The sequence below is a fragment of the Methanomicrobium sp. genome, from assembly GCF_055145805.1.
In genome coordinates this window covers 1-18,622 of record NZ_JBSREC010000056.1, presented here as the reverse complement: position 1 = coordinate 18,622, position 18,622 = coordinate 1, and the positions used below count along the sequence as shown (strand labels likewise).

14 protein-coding genes and 1 tRNA gene are annotated in these 18,622 nt (G+C 40.2%); 11 read left to right on the top strand and 4 right to left on the bottom strand.

Features of this window, described 5'->3' with window-relative positions:
- The first annotated feature begins 54 nt into the window (after positions 1-54).
- From ACTB1O_RS04660 to ACTB1O_RS04650, 3 genes are all read left to right on the top strand, one after another.
- Complete coding sequence (locus tag ACTB1O_RS04660) at positions 55-618, top strand: hypothetical protein (RefSeq protein WP_462993976.1); 564 nt, start codon at positions 55-57, stop codon at positions 616-618.
- An 85-nt stretch (positions 619-703) separates the two neighbouring features.
- On the top strand, positions 704-1,267 hold the full coding sequence (locus tag ACTB1O_RS04655) for a type IV pilin domain-containing protein (RefSeq protein WP_462993975.1): 564 nt from the start codon (positions 704-706) through the stop codon (positions 1,265-1,267).
- A gap of 148 nt (positions 1,268-1,415) precedes the next feature.
- Positions 1,416-1,994 (top strand): hypothetical protein, encoded by a 579-nt coding sequence (locus ACTB1O_RS04650; RefSeq protein ID WP_462993974.1) that lies wholly within the window; start codon positions 1,416-1,418, stop codon positions 1,992-1,994.
- Positions 1,995-2,006: 12 nt separating this feature from the next.
- Here ACTB1O_RS04650 and ACTB1O_RS04645 read toward each other — a convergent pair whose 3' ends face one another.
- Positions 2,007-4,241: an efflux RND transporter permease subunit gene (locus tag ACTB1O_RS04645; RefSeq protein ID WP_462993973.1), complete on the bottom strand. Its 2,235-nt coding sequence runs from the start codon at positions 4,239-4,241 to the stop codon at positions 2,007-2,009.
- Positions 4,242-4,530: 289 nt separating this feature from the next.
- Here ACTB1O_RS04645 and ACTB1O_RS04640 point away from each other — a divergent pair, with 289 nt between their 5' ends.
- From ACTB1O_RS04640 to ACTB1O_RS04615, 6 genes are all read left to right on the top strand, one after another.
- On the top strand, positions 4,531-5,814 hold the full coding sequence (locus ACTB1O_RS04640) for a COG1361 S-layer family protein (protein ID WP_462993972.1): 1,284 nt from the start codon (positions 4,531-4,533) through the stop codon (positions 5,812-5,814).
- A 30-nt stretch (positions 5,815-5,844) separates the two neighbouring features.
- Positions 5,845-7,152: a COG1361 S-layer family protein gene (locus ACTB1O_RS04635; protein WP_462993971.1), complete on the top strand. Its 1,308-nt coding sequence runs from the start codon at positions 5,845-5,847 to the stop codon at positions 7,150-7,152.
- A gap of 107 nt (positions 7,153-7,259) precedes the next feature.
- Positions 7,260-7,784, top strand: coding sequence for a hypothetical protein (locus ACTB1O_RS04630; protein WP_462993970.1), 525 nt, complete (start codon positions 7,260-7,262; stop codon positions 7,782-7,784).
- 330 nt (positions 7,785-8,114) lie between these two features.
- Positions 8,115-9,038 carry an ABC transporter ATP-binding protein gene (locus ACTB1O_RS04625; RefSeq protein ID WP_462993969.1) on the top strand — a complete coding sequence of 308 codons (924 nt, stop codon included), beginning with the start codon at positions 8,115-8,117 and terminating at the stop codon, positions 9,036-9,038.
- Positions 9,035-10,159: an ABC transporter permease gene (locus ACTB1O_RS04620; protein ID WP_462993968.1), complete on the top strand. Its 1,125-nt coding sequence runs from the start codon at positions 9,035-9,037 to the stop codon at positions 10,157-10,159. Before ACTB1O_RS04625 ends, ACTB1O_RS04620 begins: the two co-directional genes overlap by 4 nt.
- Positions 10,160-10,168: 9 nt before the next feature.
- Positions 10,169-11,638, top strand: a complete 1,470-nt coding sequence (locus ACTB1O_RS04615) for a COG1470 family protein (RefSeq protein WP_462993967.1) — start codon at positions 10,169-10,171, stop codon at positions 11,636-11,638.
- A gap of 68 nt (positions 11,639-11,706) precedes the next feature.
- Here the strand turns inward: ACTB1O_RS04615 and ACTB1O_RS04610 are convergent, their stop codons facing one another.
- The 3 genes from ACTB1O_RS04610 to ACTB1O_RS04600 form a co-directional block, all read right to left on the bottom strand.
- On the bottom strand, positions 11,707-13,395 hold the full coding sequence (locus tag ACTB1O_RS04610) for a serine/threonine-protein kinase (RefSeq protein ID WP_462993966.1): 1,689 nt from the start codon (positions 13,393-13,395) through the stop codon (positions 11,707-11,709).
- 15 nt (positions 13,396-13,410) lie between these two features.
- On the bottom strand, positions 13,411-14,223 hold the full coding sequence (locus ACTB1O_RS04605; RefSeq protein ID WP_462993965.1) for an FHA domain-containing protein: 813 nt from the start codon (positions 14,221-14,223) through the stop codon (positions 13,411-13,413).
- Positions 14,224-14,416: 193 nt separating this feature from the next.
- Positions 14,417-14,489 (bottom strand) — tRNA-Ile (locus ACTB1O_RS04600).
- Between the two features lie 211 nt (positions 14,490-14,700).
- Between ACTB1O_RS04600 and ACTB1O_RS04595 the strand changes: the two genes are divergently transcribed.
- Both ACTB1O_RS04595 and ACTB1O_RS04590 read left to right on the top strand, forming a co-directional pair.
- Entirely contained in the window at positions 14,701-15,933 is a 1,233-nt protein-coding gene (locus ACTB1O_RS04595; RefSeq protein ID WP_462993964.1) for an exonuclease SbcCD subunit D C-terminal domain-containing protein, read from the top strand.
- A 12-nt stretch (positions 15,934-15,945) separates the two neighbouring features.
- Positions 15,946-18,622: AAA family ATPase (locus ACTB1O_RS04590; RefSeq protein ID WP_462993963.1), on the top strand; the 2,677-nt coding region annotated here is incomplete at its 3' end.

Sequence of the window (18,622 nt, the reverse complement as noted above, 5' to 3'; positions counted from 1 at the left end):
TTTATGTTCTTTTTTTCAATAATTATATCTTTAATCAAATAGAAACTGAATATTATGTCTGATGAGGGGGTGTCAGAATGTACCGGAATTATTTTGATAATATTAGTTCTTTTGATTATAGCCGCAGGTGTATCCATTTTTATTATGAATGTGGCAGATGACAGCATATCGGAGGATAATCTCCCGAAATATGCATATGTCACAGCTGAGGCTGTACCTGCACTTTCAGATGCTAATACATGGGAAGCTGATTCCATAAAGGTAGGATTCATCGCCGGACAAAAAAGTTACCAGAATACCAGCAAAGGTGCCTATACAGGAACAGAAGTGATTAGATTCCTTCTCACTGACCCGAACGGCGGCTTACACGAGGCAATACAATCTGTGGCTATGAAAGATAAAATGATAGAACCGGGAGCAACATTTTACTTTTATACCACATCAGAGAATATCAACGACCCGTATCAAATAACTAACCAGTACGCAAGAATAGGCGATGAAAGTACATGGGGCGGGCTGCCATATTTAAAGCCCTTTAAAGCAGGCACATGGCAGGTTGTAATAGTGGATGACAGCTCCAAAACAATCATTGCGGATAAAGAAGTGAAGATCAGCTAAAAACCAAAATGTATTATATTCTTTTTTTATATTAATCTCTATTTTTTCAATAATTATATCTTAAATCAAATAGAAATTGAATGTAATGTCTGATGAGGGGGTATCAGAATGTGCCGGAACTATTCTGATAATATTAGTTCTTCTGATTATAGCCGCAGGTGTATCCATTTTTGTTATGAATGTGGCAGGAGATAGTATTCCAACAGATTACACACCCCAGTATGCAATAGTTGAGGCAGAGGTCATACCTGCACTTTCCTCACATAATGTCTGGAATGCAAACTCCATAAAAATTACATTTGCATACGGAAACGAGCTTGATCTGAAATATGAAGAGAATGCATATACCGGAACAGAAGGCATAAAATTCATGCTCTGTGACCCTGACGGAAACTTCCATGAGGCAATGCAGTCTATCACCATGAAGGGTCAGAAAATCAATCAGGGAGCTGTTTTTTATTATTTTTATGCTCCCCAGGCAAAATATGATTATTACATAACAAACCAGTACGCAAGAATCGGCGATGATACAAACTGGGGATCAGGCTGGGTATACGTGACTCCTTTTAAAACAGGCACATGGCGGGTTGTGATAAAAGATGAACAGCTCAATGCAGTCATTGCTGATGAAGAAGTAATAATGAGCTGAAAAATATATCCCCGACATCCTTTTTTATTTGAAATGAGATGAGCATATTATTTACCGGCAAATTTATTGAGCATAAGGTAGTTTTTTAGCCTTCAAAACGCTGTTTTTCCCATAAATCTTATCTTTTATCACAGAGTAACTGAGTATAATGTCAATCGGGGGGTTATCAGAAAATGTTGCCACAATCCTTATGCTGACAATGATTCTGTTATTTTCCGTAATTCTGGCCTATATATTTATATATTCTGCAGGAAACACCAACCCGGTTGATTACACAATTAATTACGCAGTTGTTGAGGCAGAAATTATACCTGCACTTTTTGCACATAACGTCTGGAATGCAGACTCTGTAAAGATTACATTTACTTCAGAAAATGAGCCTGGCGGGATTTATGAAAAAGGGGCATATTTAGAAACAGAAAATATAAATTTCCTGCTGTATGACCCGAAAGGAAATTCACATGAGGCAGTTCAGTCTCTATCAATGAAAGGACAAAAAATAGGACAGGGGGCCGTTTTTTATTATTATACCTTATCTTCTGATATTAACGGCCAGTACTACATAACAAACCAGTACGCAAGAATAGGAGATGACAGCACATGGCCGGGTGCACCCGGTCCCACATGGTCATACCCGAAGCCTTTTGCAAAAGGCACATGGCGGATTGTAATAAAAGACCGTAATAAAAATAAGATCATTTCTGAAGATGAAGTAATTTTCAGCTGAAAAAATATTTTTTCAGGCCGCTTTTCTTCCAAAAATCGAGAACTTCTCTGCCGATGCCATGATTGTGAGAACGGCAGGCATTATAACAATTGCACCGATGAGTGAAAATAATACGGCGATAACAGTTGAAAGGCCGAAGCTTGAGACAATCGGGAATACAGAAAGCATCAGTGCGGAAAAGCCGCTTGCAGTTACAAGACCTGAAACAGTTACGGCCGATCCAATCTTCTGGACAGACTTTTTTATAGCATCAATATTATTCTCAGATATCTCCTTCTCCTCGGAATACCGCTCCATTATGAGAATAGTATACTCTGATGCCACACCGATTGTCATTGACCCGAGACATGCACTTATCGGATTGTAATGAAGACCGATTGCAATCATTGCAACTGCATTCCACCCTACCACACATATAATCGGAATTATCGGTGTCAGAGCCTCTTTTCTTCTGTATGCAAAGGCCAGAAACAAAAATATCAGGATGAAACCAAGCATTGTCATCTTATCCTTGCTCTCTGAAATCTGATCCATCAAATTTGTGTAGAGATCAAAATCACCTGTCGGATATACCGAGATATGAGGCGGAATCTCAGACCACGATGCGTCTTTTGTAACCTCTTTTTTAAGTTCATTCTGCTGGTTTATTGTAAGAATCGTTGTTGTATAGGAGATTACCGCCTCTGAATCGCCTTCTAAATATTCATTCATATCATCGGCAGGAATCTTCTGCATCACAGCATCCAGTGTTGCCTGATCTGAAGGCATCTCACCGTTGTTATACTGCCTTACCAGCGTTGCAATACTCGAAACGCCGAGTATCTCCTCATGATTATCAACCGTATAACTGCCAAACGAGTCAGTCCATAAAACCGCATCCAGTTTCCTGAGAGAATCACCCCTTACATACAGAGGAAACGGAGTAACCGAGCCTGCAACATCCTGAACCTTGTCAAGTGTCAGCTGTGCCGGAAGACCGGGAGGCGCCATAGATTTGGTATCGGTATCAATCGGAATCGAAGGATCGGAATAAATTCCTGCATATGCGATTACAACCGCCACAATTATGATTGGAACAGCAAGTTTTGAAACCCTCTCAACAACCTTTTCCAGGAAATTGCTGTACCTGTTCATTAAAATTACAGCCTTAGACTGTGCATTTTCCTTTGGCGTATAGTTTAAAACCGCTGCAAAAGCAGGAAAGCCGATAAGAGATGTCAGATAACAGCAGACAACACCAATTATGGATACAACCGCAAACGTCTCAATCATTGGAACAGGAGATATAAACATTGCAATAAATCCCATCGTTGTCGCAAGCATTGCAAGCAGAACAGCCGGCCCGGTATTCCTCAGGGTCGCATCTGATGAGTCTGTTACAGATTTCCCAAGCCGTATCTCCTCATCAAACCGGGCATGAAACTGAACGGCATAATCTATTCCCAGACCCAGAAGAATCGGGAAAGAAGCTATTGCACCGTTGTTTATCTTAACGCCCAAAATACTCATTGCAGCAAACGTGTACATAAGCCCGAATGTTAAAAGTATAAGCGGGAGATACCAGAATCGCATATTGGAGAAGAGGAAAAAGAGGACAAATGTCATCAGAATGAATGATCCTCCGACCAGAACAACTCCTGATACAACCATATCCTTCTGGAGTTCATCGTTGTACGGCGTGTTTCCGGTAATCTCTATTGAAACACCGGGGGGAAGGTCTGCCTCGTCTGCCAGAATTTCGAGTTTCGGGAGAATTAAAACAGATGTGTCGGTTGAGATTCCCTGACCGATTTTAACATACAAAAGCGAGGTCTGGCTGTCGGGAATCAGCTGTGTTTTTGCAGATTCAGGGATTTTTGAGACAATATAATCTGAATCAACCTTATTTTCAGGGAGTACGCCTCCGTTGTACTCTTTTAACACATCAGCTATCGAGACTGTTTCATAGACATAATCAAGCCTTTTTATCTCCTCTTCAAGGACTAAAAGGTCCTGCATCAGTTCATAATCGGTTGTATCAGAGGTCTGAATCAAAAGAATAAAAGTATCGGATACAAACTGTGAGTTGTACTGATCATATCGTATTCCGTCCGGCGTCTCCTTGTTGAGATACTGATCAGATGTTGACTGAAAAGAGAGACCTGAGAGAGTAAAAATTCCTGCTATCATAAGGGCTGTCATTATTCCGAGAACAAGACGCGGATTTTTATTTATCAGGCGGGATATTGCGCCGTACAGGGAACTCATGCTAAAACTAATGAAAACATCTCCATTCTCTAAAATTTCAGACCGCGGATACAGGCATGATCTTTTGGATATGATGTGTTTTGATTCTTTTTGTATATAAGGATGAAATATCCGAGAAAACAGGCAATATAAAAAGATGATGAAAATCCTTAAACCACATTTTTAATTATATCGGGTAAATATAGATATTATTGACTGAGGCAGAAATTATCTGTGTAATCTGACGGAACACATCCGGTGCCAAATAATACGCTGCAATACAAAAAACTGAAAATGGAGAAGAAAAAATATGAAAACCAAGTCATCTCTTTATTTAACGGCCTTAATCCTGATTTTTTTTATTTCTGCACAGCCGGTCTCTGCAGGAGATAAATTATACACTGACGGGCCTGACATCACAATTTCCGTGTACGGAACAAACGAGATCTCAACAGGACAGGATACAACCCTCACACTTCTTGTCCAGAACAAGGGCTTAATTGACATGAAACTTGTGCAGAACAAGTATATGACTCCTGATTACCTCCCGAATACTGCCAAGGCCGGCGTCGTTGCACTTAAGTCAGGAGAATCACCTGTTGTTGTAAAATCAGACCCGCAGGTCTTCGGGGATCTGCCTTCAGGATATATGAAGACAGTATCATTTGACATATATATTCCTGAGAATGCAAAGTCCGGAAATTACAAAATGACTGCTCTTATTGAGTATGAATACATGGAAAACTCCCAGCAGGTCGGAACTGATGCAATCACATACACATTCAAAAAAGAGACGATGGAAATTCCGGTAAATATTATAATCAAACCATCAGTAGTCTTTGAGATAACAGATGTACAATCCGATACTTTAAGTGCCGGAGGAGAGGGCTATATCACCATGAATATCAAAAACACAGGGACTGACACGGCAAAGTCACTTGCGGTATTCATAAACCCGGCAGGAAACAGCCCTGTGAAACCGGTTGAAAACAGCATATACGCAGGAGACTTAAATCCCGGTGAGACCATAAACCCGGGATTTAAAGTCGCAATATCAAACAATGCCGACCCGAAACAGACCTATCCTGTAGAGGTCTACGGAGTCTACAAGGATTATGAAGGAATCTCACAGCAGACAGAGCCTGTAACAATCGGCGTAGGATTCTCCGGAAAGATACAGTTTGAAGTCTCAGGAGGTCCTGCAACAGGATATGCCGGTGAAAACCTGATATATGTAACATACAAAAACACAGGCGGTGCAACAGCATATCAGGCACAGGGCAGAATAAGTGTCGTTGACCCTTTCTCAAGCAGTGATACAAATGTATATCTCGGCGATATGAAACCCGGAGAGACAAAGGATGCAGTCTATAAAATTAAGATTGATTCAGGTGCGACAATAAAGCAGTACTCACTTGACTCCGAGATCAGATACAATGACATCGAAAACAACAACTACGTCTCCGACACAATAAAGGTGATAATCGATGTCCAGGACAAAGGAAACACAGGAACAATACTTACAGCCGTTTTCATCATATTAATTGCAGCGGCGGGATATATCCTGTACAGAAAGAAATCCCAGGGGAAATAGGAGACACCTCTTTTAAAGGAGATTTAACCTATGCGATATAAAAAATCAAAACTTTTTGATGCGTTATTTCTCATATTCATCCTCACATCGTTGTGTTTAGGGCATGCTTATGCTGCGGGTGAGCAGTTTCTTGAGAGTAAACCCTCAGTATCTGCAACAATCGCAGGCGATTCCGAAGTTTATCCGGGCACTGATGTGGTTTTGGGGATTGTTCTGGAAAATCACGGTGTTGACAATGAGGGACTCAGGGGTCTGCAGTATGCATCATACAGCATAAATCCGACAACAGCCCTTGGGACAATGGTTAATCTGAAACCGGGAGATGCACCTGTTAAAATAAAGACCGAACCGTTTATGGCAGGCGACATTTTGGCAGGAGAGACAAAGACAGGCTCATTTTACGTATATGTGGATGAAAACGCTCCAAAAGGGATATACAATCTGATTTTGTCTGCAGACTACAGCTATGTCTTTGCAAATACTCTGATTGAGCCCGGAAGATGGAGCTACATATACAGGGATAAGACAGAAGAAATTCAAATCCCGATAGAGGTCAAAGGAGTTGTAAAGCCGAAGATAATCTCGGTTTTTACCAGAGACCTGAGTCCCGGACAGAAAGGGGATATAACAGTTGTTCTCAAAAACACAGGATATGAGACAGGTTACAACGCTGCAGCAGAAATTTCTGCCACATCAGAGCTTATACGCTCTGTTGACGGAAGTGTATTCTTAGGCGACTTTTTGCCCGGTGATACAAAAGAGATCGTATTCAGCGCCGATGTTGAGGATGCCGCCGGAGCAGGGGTTTATCCGGAATCACTCATCATATCATACACAGACAGTTATGGAAAGTTAAAAAAATCCGTCTCTGAAAATTTTGGTCTGAATATCTCCGGAGGTGCAAAAATCAGGATTGTATCCGAAGATATCATAATGAATCCGGGGGAGTCTGAAAATCTGGCAGTTGTGTTTGAAAATTACGGCGATGAGACAGCATTTAACGCAAAGGCAAGAATTATTCCTGACAGCCCTATAAGTGCCGGGACAGACACTGCAATTCTGGGCGATATGAAACCCGGAGAGACAAAAACCGGTTTCTTTAAAATTTCCATGGATACAGATGCACTGATAATCCCGTATGGAATTAACACTGAATTAAAATACCGCGATGAATCTGACAGACTTATTCTCTCAGATCAGATGAAACTTGTTGTAATAGCAAAAAGAGGAAGTATTCTGACCGACATTATAACAAATCCGATTGCAATTGCAGTGCTTTTAGGCGCAATATTTCTCTTCGGATACTCTGTTTACAAAAAAAGAGAGAATGAAAAATAACCCGTAAAAAGTTTACAACGCCGGAGAGGGCGTTATGAAATTTTACATCCTTATATGAAAATTCAACCTCTCCTTTTTTTTATACATTAAGTGCAAACAACTATCCAATGGATATAATAGAACAGGGCTTTGAAAAAATATTAAAACAGATTGAAGAGGATAAGGAGAAAAAAGAGGCGCTTTCAGCCGAAATTCTCCAGAGCAGGGCAGAACTCCTTAAAAGAATGGGAGAAAAAGCAGCACCCCTTGTTCAGACAGTCGGTGTAAACATGCTCCTCGGGGCCAAATCCGACATCCACGGCGAGATGTTTGATAAAGTTTTCAGCGATAAGAAGATGTTTGTTCTGGCAAAGACAGAACCTATGCCATACCGCCCTGACGACATGACAAAGAAGGTAGACAGCCAGTTCTGCATCATATCCGAAGAGGGAAAATTCTTTGAATTCATGTATTCAACATCAGAGGTTTTAACAGACTCATACTCACGCGAAATCCCTGCCGAAGAGGCACTTGACCTTTACGGAACAGAGATAATATTTATGATCTATAAGGCATTTCACCAGTATCTCAAAGGTGAGGATGAACTCGTATCAGCACTAGGGAAAACAATCGCCTTTATTCAGGACCAGTAACACAGAAATAATTAATCACTTTTTTAGTTTTCCTTTTGTTTTCTTTTTTCTTATTTTTAGATTTCAGGATTTAACCATCCGGTTAAACACATGGAATTATTTTAATTATCTCATTTATATGCCACTTTCATATAACATATAGCCAGGTACTGAATTCTAAAAAAAGTATAAATTCACTCTGTTAAGGATTAGGAATTAAAACCAGGCCCCAAACGATTTATTCAGATAATATACTTTTTTTGGAAGTATCAGTACCTGGATACAGACACTATTATCTGATCCAAAAAGTTTTCAGATACATTTTTTATCAAAAACAAGATGTGGAGAATAATGATAGAGACAAAAAATCTGGTAAAGGAATACAACGGCATAGCAGCAGTTGATAATCTCTGCCTTAATATAGACGGGGGTGAAATCTACGGACTTTTAGGCCCTAACGGTGCAGGAAAAAGCACTGCAATACTGATGCTTACAGGCTTAATCCAGCCGACATCAGGAGAATGCTTAATAGACGGAATGGAAGTTTCACGAAATCCGATTAAAGTTAAGCAAAAAATAGGGTACATGCCTGAAGACGTCGGATTTTATACAAACCTGAATGCACGGGAGAATCTTACGTTTTTTGGCAGACTGTATGATATTCCGGAAAAGGAGCTTGAAGAAAAAACTGACGAACTGCTAAAACAGACAGGACTATACGGTGTTGAAAAGACTGTAGGAGGATATTCAAAGGGAATGCGTCAGAGACTTGGAATCGCAAAAGCACAGCTGAACAGTCCGTCTGTAATAATTCTTGATGAACCGACAGCAAACCTTGACCCGCAGGGGGTATCCGACTACCGCAGGATTATACAGAATATTGCAAAAGAAGACAGAACAGTCCTTGTCTCATCCCATATTCTCTCGGAGATAAGCAAGGTCTCAACAAAGATAGGCATACTCCAGAAAGGAAAGCTGATAAGAGAAGGAACGTGGGAGGAATTTTCTTCAGACTTAGACAGCAGAAATCTCCATGATATCAGAATTAACGTTGAAACGAAGACTTCAATGCCTGAATTTAACCACCCTGACATTATTTCGGCGGAGTATAAAAACGACAATAAAAATGCCGCAATAATTGCAAAAACCGATATCAGAGAAAATATTGCAGAGACACTTTTCAAAAACAGTATTCTCCCAAAAAACCTCTCCCTTGATTCAACAACACTTGAGGATGCAATACTTACCTACTATAACGAAGAGGAGACGGCATGAAATCAAAGGGACTTTTTGTAATCTCCAAAAAAGAGTTTCATGACCATATGATGAGCAGAAAATTTCTGGTAATCTTTGCAATCATACTTATAACAACAATAATCGGAATGTCGGGCGGTGCAATTAATTACAACGACCAGATAAAGAACTATGCGGACAATCAGGTAATAGCAGAAGAAAAACTGTCCATGAGCTCTTATTTCCTGGAAAAGCCCTCTGTTATGATAATATTCATCAATGTTGCCACGGTAATATCATCCCTTGGGGCAATTTTAGGACTCGCCATGGGCTTTGATCTTATCACACGCGAAAAAGAGAGCAAATCGCTTAAAATTCTCCTGTCCCACCCGATATTCCGCGATGAGATCATAAACGGAAAAGCAGTCGGCGGGATTCTTGCATTGATTCTTGCACTTCTGATAACATTTGTCATATCAATGGCACTTCTTTTGATATTCAGCATAATTCCGAGCATTGATGAAATACCCTGCATCCTGTTATTCGGAATTTCCGCATTTCTGATGGTATTTTCATATTTTGCAATATCTCTTTTCATGTCAACGGTTGCAAAAACAAGCGGAAACTCTCTTATTTACACCCTTATTGTATTCATTGTTTTAACAGGACTCTTTCCGATGCTTATATCCGGACCTGTTATGGATGTTTTTGCAGGAGAATCACCGGAACCGCCAACTGATTTGCATGTTATGAGAATGGCATCTTCATATTCCTCTTCACAGGTAACAGTCACAGTAAGTGACTCAGGTGAAAAGGCAGCTGAGGATAGTTACAACCCTTACGACACCGAAGAGTGGAGAAATTACGAAGAGGAACTTCAAAAATACTGGCAGAAACGCCAGATGATTTCGGACTTTTTTAATCTCCTGTCTCCGACAAACAACTTCCAGCATATTTCAACATATATCGCATATCCGCAGATGTATAAAAATATGAATTATTACAGCAGTTTTGCAGTCGAAGACAAAAACACCGAACCTGAAAAAGCTGACATCTTTGATATCCTGGGAGAACTTATGAAAAATTTCATCGCACTTTTAGCATTCCCGGCTGTCTTCTTCGGACTTGCATACGTACGCTTTATGAGAATGGATATAAGATGAGGAAATAATATGAAAAAAATCTCTTTTTTTAAAAAAAGTTCGGGAACACCTGGATTTTTAATCTATGTTGTGCTGATACTGCTTTTACTATCATCAGTTGCAGTACCTGCCATGGCTGAAACCGGGTCAGGCAACTTCCAGATATCCTGCAAGTACCCGGGAAAGATAATCGATGCCGGAGAGACTGTCAAATTTGATCTCACAGTGAAAAATATGGCAGGAACTGAATATGCAAAAAAAATGCGTTTTGACACCTTCAAAGGCGAGGATGACTGGGAATTTAAATTTTTGACAGGCGAAACAGAAATTGACCGAATAGCGCTTCCCAAAGGAGAATCCGAGACAATCCAGCTTGAAGTCAAGACGGCGGGAGACACACCCGTTGATACGTACCAGTTCAGAGTGTCAATCGATGACGCAAAGCTGTGGCTCTATCTTATCGTTGAAAAGACCCATGCCGGAGAGGATGGTGTGCTAAAACTTGAGATAGTCAACGAACAGGGTGAAAATATAAAAGGTGCAAAGGTCTCTGCTTTCATGGATAAAAACACCGTCCCTGATGCAACTGTATTCTCAACCGCAGACGGACAGGTCAGAACAGAACTTGATCAGGGGACATACAGACTTCTCATAGAAAAAGACGGATATTTAAGCCGTGAGAAGGATGATGTCAAAATTCAGAGCGGATACACCGAGGATGCAGGCACTCTGATGCTTGAGAGAAAGAACTACGGACTTGATATTGATGTGAAAACACCTGTTGTAACAGCACCTATCGGCCAAAAACCCCTATTCGAAATGAAAATTTCAAATGTCGGAAAGAGTGACGACATATTTGTTCTCGCATCAGAAAACATGCCAGAAGGGTGGTACGGGAGATACAAAGAGACGGCCGATTCAAAGAGTGAACTCTCTGAGGTATTTATCCGGGCAGGAGAGGATAAAACAGTCTACCTGGAGGTAATTCCCCCATATTCGGTTACAAAAGGCGACTACACTTTTGATTCCCTGATATCCTCATCTGACGGCTCACAGTATTCAGAAGAGGTTAAGGCGACTATAAAGGGAAGCAGTGATCTTCAGGTATTCTCTGACAAGTACCTCTATGAGTTAACAAAGGGAGATACAATCGAAATTCCTGTAAAGATTTTAAACAATGGAAACGGCATTGCACTGACTAATGTTCAGGTCGAGGTCTCAACCCCTGAGGGATGGAAGGTTACAACAGCACCTGAGACTATCTCGGGAATTGCACCGGGACAGCGTGAGACTGTCACATTAAAGGTAGTCCCGCCATCAAACATCGCGGCATCCGAGTACAAAATAACTGTCAAAGTGATATCCGATCAGGAGGAGGTCTCAGACAGCATCAGGATTGTTGTAAAGGAGAGCTCTCTTATAGGAATATTCGGAGTGATAATGCTTCTGCTTGTTGCAGGCGGAGTATTTTACATGTACAGAAAATATGAGAGAAGATAATAAAAATTATTAAAAAAGTCATATCTTTTTTTTTGCAGCAGTTTTAATAAAAAATCTAAAAATAATTTTCACAGGGAATTCTGATCTGCTTTATCCTTTAACTTTTTTATATCACTAAGAAGATCCTGCATCCGGACATACCTTAAACCGGGCTCTTTTTCAAGACAGTGCATTATAATTTTGTCTAAATCAGAAAACGACTCGTCATTTCGCAGAACGGAAACCGGAGTTATTTCGCTTTTTTTGTTCTCTTTTGAGAACTCTTCTATAATATCCCCCAAAACCGGTTTTTGTCCGGTAAGAATCTCATAAAATATAAGCCCGGTCTGATAAATGTCAGTTCTTTCACCGGGCATTCCATACCTGGACGGAAATATCTGCTCCGGAGCGGCGTAGATGAGCGAAAATCCTATGTTTGAGGATTCAAAGTTTTCAGCTGCCGTTCTGCAAAGACCCCAGTCAGTAAGTTTAGGTATTCCGTCAGAATCAATGAGAATATTTTTCGGTTTTATATCATGATGAACAATTCCCATTTTATGTGCATAGGACAGACCTTCTGCGATTCCCGACATGATTTCGAGTGCCTCTTTTCGGGGCAGAGGATAGTTTAAGTCACCTAAACTCCTGTCTATGTACTCCATCTCAATGTATGGCACAGGCAGAATATTTGCGAGATATATCTTCACAATATTTTTATGAGAAAGCTTCTTCCAGACCCCTATCTCACGAATAAATGATTTCCCTGTGATCTCATCCCTGTTTATCGGAACCTTGATTGCAATATTTTTTTTATCCCGAATTCTCCTTGCCCGAAATACCATTGCAACACCCCCCATACCTGCAAGAGATACATCTGCATAGTTCTGGAGCAGCTCAGGTGGGAATACGGTTATCCCAAGATTATTTTCCCTGCCGCCGGGAACATAGGTTCTTTCCCCGGCACCCAAATACCCGGTTTGATCAGAAGATCTCCTTAAATATACGATTACAAGAAGAGACAGGGAAAGAATCAAAAGAACAGGAATATAGAGAAGATTCATCCTGGAAAGAACAGGGTTGCTTTGAAGCAGACAGGCTGTATAAAATACGCCGGCAAGAGATGCAATGCCTGCATGAAAATGATAGTTGTATCCTGTGTTTTTGGAGATCGGAGTGAGCACAAAAAGAAGGAAAGATGACGATGCAATGTATATCAGAGTGAAAATTAGACCCAGACATATGAAAAGACCGTCCTCTGATAAATCAAACAGATAATAGGAACTGTCGATCATTCCTGTTGTGATAAAACAGAGAAGAACAGAGATCGAGAGATGTCCTCCTGCCAGCAGAACCTTTTCAAGGGGATCAAGATGCACTGTTGAATTCTGATTCTTTTTGCTTTTTACAATCGAGAGAATTGCCGATATCACAAGTGAAATTATCAATATAAAAAAGAAGGCCTTGCTCTCGCCGGAATACCATACACCCTGCGACGCCTGATTTAGTGAATATGACTCCGGGCCGTTAATATTGTAATCCGGACTATTAAAATAGACCCGATAACTGCCTCCTGTTGCAGAGGAATTATCATTAATAGAAGACAGCACAGGAGAGTCCAGTACAACCATGCCGTTTTGATTATCTGTAATCAGAAAAGAGTTGTTGTAGCCAAACGGAGAATTTTTTTCAATAAAAATTATATTTTTGTTCTCATCTGCAAAGACAGGGGTGATAAGCAAAAAAGCAATTAATAATCCGGTTAATATTCTCTCTCTCAAATTTCTACCCCTGTATCAGTCAGAAAATGTTTTCCCGGCATTATGAAAAATCAGCCTCGCTCTTGTTACGCCTTTTCCCAGATCAATCATATCGCCGTCTGAGAGCAATACATCCTCTCCACATAAAACAGCCCTGTGATTGATAAAAGAACCATTGGTGCTGCCTGAATCAGAGAAATAACAGCCCCCGTCCTTTTTAATAAATACTCCATGGGAACCGGTGATCCTGGTAACAGAAAGATAAGTCCGGCAAAGCGCGATATTGCAGGGATCGTTTTCTGATTCAAATGAGTCAGATGCTCTTCCTATTTTTGTCCCGTCTGATTTCAGATAAAATCTCTTCCCGTCATCATCGCCGCCGAGAACAATGACATAAGGATATTGTATATCTTTTACCGGGATCTTTTTATCAAACATGCTGATGACCTCATCAGCCTTTTCACTAATAATCTGAAGATTTAAATTTGAAAATGAATTTAAATTTCTTATAACTGATTCCATGCCCCCGGGAATAACCGAATATTTCCAGACGGGAAGAGAACCTTTTGAGGTCTCATCTCCAATACCTGCCTCTTTTTTGATTATTCCTGTCTTCATCAGTTTTTCTATGTGTTTTTTTGTATTGTCATAGTTTGAATTTGTGTGCCTTGCAATCTCCCTGACAGATCTCGGACGTTTTTCTATAAAGAGAACAATCTCAAGCCTTATCGGACTGGATATTGCCTGAAGATAGCCTAAAAGCTCCTCAAACAGACCTGGCTCCGCCTCATATTCCTGTGTCCTCTCTTCAGGACAATTATTCTCAGTTAAGGCTTTGGAGAATTTCATCTGTGATAATATATTCAGAGTATAAATATATCAATAATTCCGCCACGAAACACGCAAATATTATCTGACAATGCCTGATATCACAATAATAATTAAAAGAATCCTTAACTAAAAATTACGAATTAATATTTACTAAAAGATGAAATCTCAGGAATGTCAAACTTCTGAAATAAAATAATCCTAAAAAAACGAATGGGCCCGGTGCGACTCGAACGCACGACCTCCCGGTTATCAGCCGGGTGCACCACCGACTATGCTACGGGCCCTATTGTTGCCTAAATAAATTGTCTTGGGGAGTTATTATATGTTGTGAATTTGTTTTGAGAACCTCTTTCATACCGCACGGATTAATTATAATACAATATACAAATTAGAGAAATAAAGAAGAATATAATCAGTTTTAAAAACATAAGGAAAACGGCGTTTCTTTCTCTAAAAATATCCATCTGAAACCTGTAATTTCAGGGGGAATAAAAGATGAAAATAATTCACACATCAGACTGGCATCTTGGAAAAAAGCTCTACGGCAGGAGCAGATACGATGAGTCAGCCGGATTTTTAGACTGGCTCCTCAAAATAACAGAGGATGAGTGCGCAGATGCAATCATCATATCGGGCGATATTTTTGACACAATTTCGCCTTCAAACAGAGCCCAGGAGCAGTATTACGATTTTTTATACAGAGTATCCACATCGTGCTGCTCAAATGTTATAATTACAGCCGGAAATCATGATTCCCCTTCACTTTTAAATGCACCAAAGGAGCTTTTAAAAAGGCTCAATGTCCACGTCATCGGAAATGCCGCAGATAATTTTGAAGATGAAGTAATTGTTCTCAAAGATGCGGACAACAGCCCCGGCGCAATCGTATGTGCAGTCCCTTACCTTCGTGAAAAAGATCTAAGAAAAATCTCAGACGGGGAGAATGTCAATGATAAGTCCTTAAAAATGCTTCAGGGAATAAAAGAGCATTACGGAGGAGTCTGCGCATCCGCAGAGAGATTACGGGATGAACACACACAGAAACGACTCCCTGTTATTGTAACAGGCCATCTGTTTGTTGCCGGCGGGATGACAATAACAGGTGACGGTGTTCGCGAGATATATGTCGGAAACCTTGAAAAGGTGGGATTTGACATATTCCCGGACACAATTGACTACGTCGCCCTCGGGCATCTGCATGTCCCGCAGAAGATTGCGGGAAGAGAAAACATAAGATATTCAGGCTCTCCCCTGCCGACAGGATTCAAAGAGGCGGATCAGAAGAAGATGGTAATCTCTGTTAATATCAAAGATGAAAAAACAGAGATAAAAGAGATTTTAGTGCCTGCATTCAGGCGGCTTGAAACAATATCAGGAGATATTGATGAGATCAGAGACAGGATTTTCGGGCTGAAATTCGTAAACGAACAGGTCTGGGCCGAAATTGTATATAACGGAACAAATGCCCACGGGGATCTCTCTGAAATAATAATGGATTTTGCAAAGAACTCCTGTGTTGAAATTTTAAGAATTAAAAACGAGAGTCTTGCCGCAGGAATTTTAAGAAATATGGAGGAGGGTGAATCACTCTCAGATTTAACAGAATATGACGTTTTTGAGCGGTGTTTAAACTCCGCAGGTGTTGATGATGAACAGAGAGAAGAGTTAAATGAGACTTTCAGGGAAGCTGTGACACTTCTCCTGGAGGAAGACTCTTCTGCTGAATAAAGAGGGATTATTGTGAAAATACTCAAATTACGTTTTTCAAACTTAAATTCAGTCTACGGGGAATGTAAGATTGATTTTACAAACCCCGTATACCAAAGCGATGGTATATTTGCAATAACAGGTCCCACAGGTTCCGGAAAGACAACAATAATGGACGCAATCTGCCTTGCATTATACGGCCAGACTCCAAGGCTTGGGAAGATCTCGCAGGGATCATGCGAGATAATGTCGCGAAAAACCGGCGAATGTTTCTCGGAAGTAGAGTTTGAGTCCTCAAAGGGACGCTTTTTATGTCACTGGAGTCAGAAGAGATCGTACCTTAAACCTGACGGAAACCTCCAGCTGCCAAAACACGAGATAGCAGATGCATCAACCGGTGATATTCTGGAATCAGCAAGGACGCTGGTTCTGCATCGTGTCGAAGAGGCGACAGGCATGGACTTTGAGCAGTTTACCCGCTCAATAATGCTTGCACAGGGGGGTTTTGCAGCGTTTCTGGAGGCAAAACCGACAGAGAGGGCACCTATTCTCGAACAGATCACCGGAACAGAAATCTACAGCAGAATTTCAGCAAAGGTATTTGAAAAGACAAAGGAAGAGAGAAACATTCTCGACAGCCTCTGCGCCGGAATTGAGGGCATTGCCCTGCTCTCAGAGGATGAACTGGAGAGTCTGAAAGCAAAGAGAGAGAATAAAAAAAAGAGCTCTGATGAACTAACAGAGAAGATCAGAGAGTATGAAACCTCGCTCTTATGGCTGGGCAGAATAAAGGAGCTGAATAATCAGATCCTTAAACTTGAAGAGGAAAAAAAAGAGGTTTTTGCTGACGAAAAAAGATTCGCAGATGTTTTTTTAAGACTTGAAAAGGCACAAAGGGCATCCGGACTTGAAGGTGTATACACAGATTTCATAAATATCAATGAACTTGCCGAAAAGAGCAGAACAGAATATGAATCAGCAAAAAAAGAGATTGAAAAACTCAGACTGACAATAACAGATCTTTGTGATAAAAGCACTCATGCAGAGGAGAAACTCTCAGAACTGAAAAAAATACTCTCTCTGGAAAGAGAGACAATTAAAAGTGTTTTTGAACTTGATCTAAAAATTGATTCAGAAACCAGAAACCATCTGGAATATAAAAGACGCTACGAAGCTCTTCTTGACAGGAAAAAACAATATGAAGAAAATATTTCAGATCTTAATAATTCCCTCCGGATTACAGAAGAACAGTTAAAATCCCGTACAGAATACCTGAAAAACCATCAAAAAGACATTGAGCTCTCAGAAATTCTGGGTGTTGCAGAAGAAAAGGCCTCAATATTTTCTGATATCAGGGAATCTATAAAGAATAAGGAAGTCTGCCTGGATAAAATTCTCTCTGAAAAAGAACAGGCAGGATTCTTACTTGAAGAGCAAAAAAAAGCATTTGAAGCAAAAACAGAAGACTGCAAAAGGGCAGAGATAAAATGCAGGGATATATCTTTGAAACTTTCAGAGATTCTCAATAAAAGAACATTTGAGGAACTCCGAAACAGCACAGAGATCCTGCAGGCAAATATTCTGATAATTCAGAGGCTCTGCCGAATTTCAGAGAGAAAAAAGCAGTGTCTAAGTGATAAAAATACAGTTTTGCAGGAAAATATTCAGATAATTTCAGAGGCTGACAGGACAGCTGTTCTTATTGAAAACCTTTCAAAAGAGATTGAGACAGAAGAGAGGCTCACTGTCGAACTTGAAGAGAAAAAAATGCTTCTTATAAGGATTAAAAGCCTTGAAAAACAGAGAGAGGAGCTTATTAAAGGAGAACCATGCCCTCTCTGCGGTTCACTCACACACCCGTATTCTGCCGGAATAATACAGGAAACCGACGAAAACAGTGTGGAAATAACAAAACAGCGCCAAAAAATCAACTCCCTGAAAGATTCACTTACAAGGGAAAAAACAGAACTTGCGAAACTTAAGGACAGATGTGACAGAAACAAAAAAAGAGCAGCAGAGATTGATAAAGAACTTATTTCTGCTGATTCTGAGATGGCATCAGAACTTAAAAAAGCAGGATTAAGCCATGATGAATGCATACAGCCTGCTTTCTTTAAAGATACAGAGACAGAGCTTGAGACAGAACTTCAAAACCTAAAAGACCTGTTAAAAATTGCGGAAGAGGAGAAATCAAATCTAAAAGAGGCACAAAATCATCTCTCTTCTGAAAAAGAGGATCTGCATAATACTGAAAAATTATTTAATTCCGCTGAAAACAATTTAAAATCCCTGACAAAAGATGAATCAGGAATCAAATCAGAGATTTCACAGGAGAATAAAACCCTCATCAGACACCTTGATTCACTTAAAAATATCCTGAATAATTTTGGCGAAACGGCAGACTCCGGGACAAAACCTGAAGAGATATCTTTAATTCTTAAAAGTTTAACCGGACGAAAGGAGGAATTCTCCAAAAACCATTCTGAAAAAGAGAACTTGTCAAAGGCTGTTGAGGCTCTTCTAAAGGATATAAAAACAACGAAAAAAGGCCTCGGAGAGGCAGAGGCTGAAAGTCTGGGTGTTTTCAGAGACCTTACAGATTCAAAAGATCTTCTTGAGAGATATAAAGATGAAAGATACCGCATCTATGGAGATAAAGACCCGAAAGCTGAGGAAGAAAAGCTTGGCAGACTTGTAAATAATGCGGAAA

Bases quoted from the DNA above. Each gene is read 5' to 3' on its own strand.
- ACTB1O_RS04660 (WP_462993976.1), top strand. From the start codon at position 55: ATGTCTGATGAGGGGGTGTCAGAATGTACCGGAATTATTTTGATAATA.
- ACTB1O_RS04625 (WP_462993969.1), top strand. From the start codon at position 8,115: ATGATAGAGACAAAAAATCTGGTAAAGGAATACAACGGCATAGCAGCA.
- ACTB1O_RS04645 (WP_462993973.1), bottom strand. From the start codon at position 4,241: ATGAGTTCCCTGTACGGCGCAATATCCCGCCTGATAAATAAAAATCCG.
- ACTB1O_RS04605 (WP_462993965.1), bottom strand. From the start codon at position 14,223: ATGAAATTCTCCAAAGCCTTAACTGAGAATAATTGTCCTGAAGAGAGG.
- ACTB1O_RS04655 (WP_462993975.1), top strand. From the start codon at position 704: ATGTCTGATGAGGGGGTATCAGAATGTGCCGGAACTATTCTGATAATA.
- ACTB1O_RS04635 (WP_462993971.1), top strand. From the start codon at position 5,845: ATGCGATATAAAAAATCAAAACTTTTTGATGCGTTATTTCTCATATTC.
- ACTB1O_RS04595 (WP_462993964.1), top strand. From the start codon at position 14,701: ATGAAAATAATTCACACATCAGACTGGCATCTTGGAAAAAAGCTCTAC.
- ACTB1O_RS04615 (WP_462993967.1), top strand. From the start codon at position 10,169: ATGAAAAAAATCTCTTTTTTTAAAAAAAGTTCGGGAACACCTGGATTT.
- ACTB1O_RS04620 (WP_462993968.1), top strand. From the start codon at position 9,035: ATGAAATCAAAGGGACTTTTTGTAATCTCCAAAAAAGAGTTTCATGAC.
- ACTB1O_RS04640 (WP_462993972.1), top strand. From the start codon at position 4,531: ATGAAAACCAAGTCATCTCTTTATTTAACGGCCTTAATCCTGATTTTT.
- ACTB1O_RS04650 (WP_462993974.1), top strand. From the start codon at position 1,416: ATGTCAATCGGGGGGTTATCAGAAAATGTTGCCACAATCCTTATGCTG.
- ACTB1O_RS04630 (WP_462993970.1), top strand. From the start codon at position 7,260: ATGGATATAATAGAACAGGGCTTTGAAAAAATATTAAAACAGATTGAA.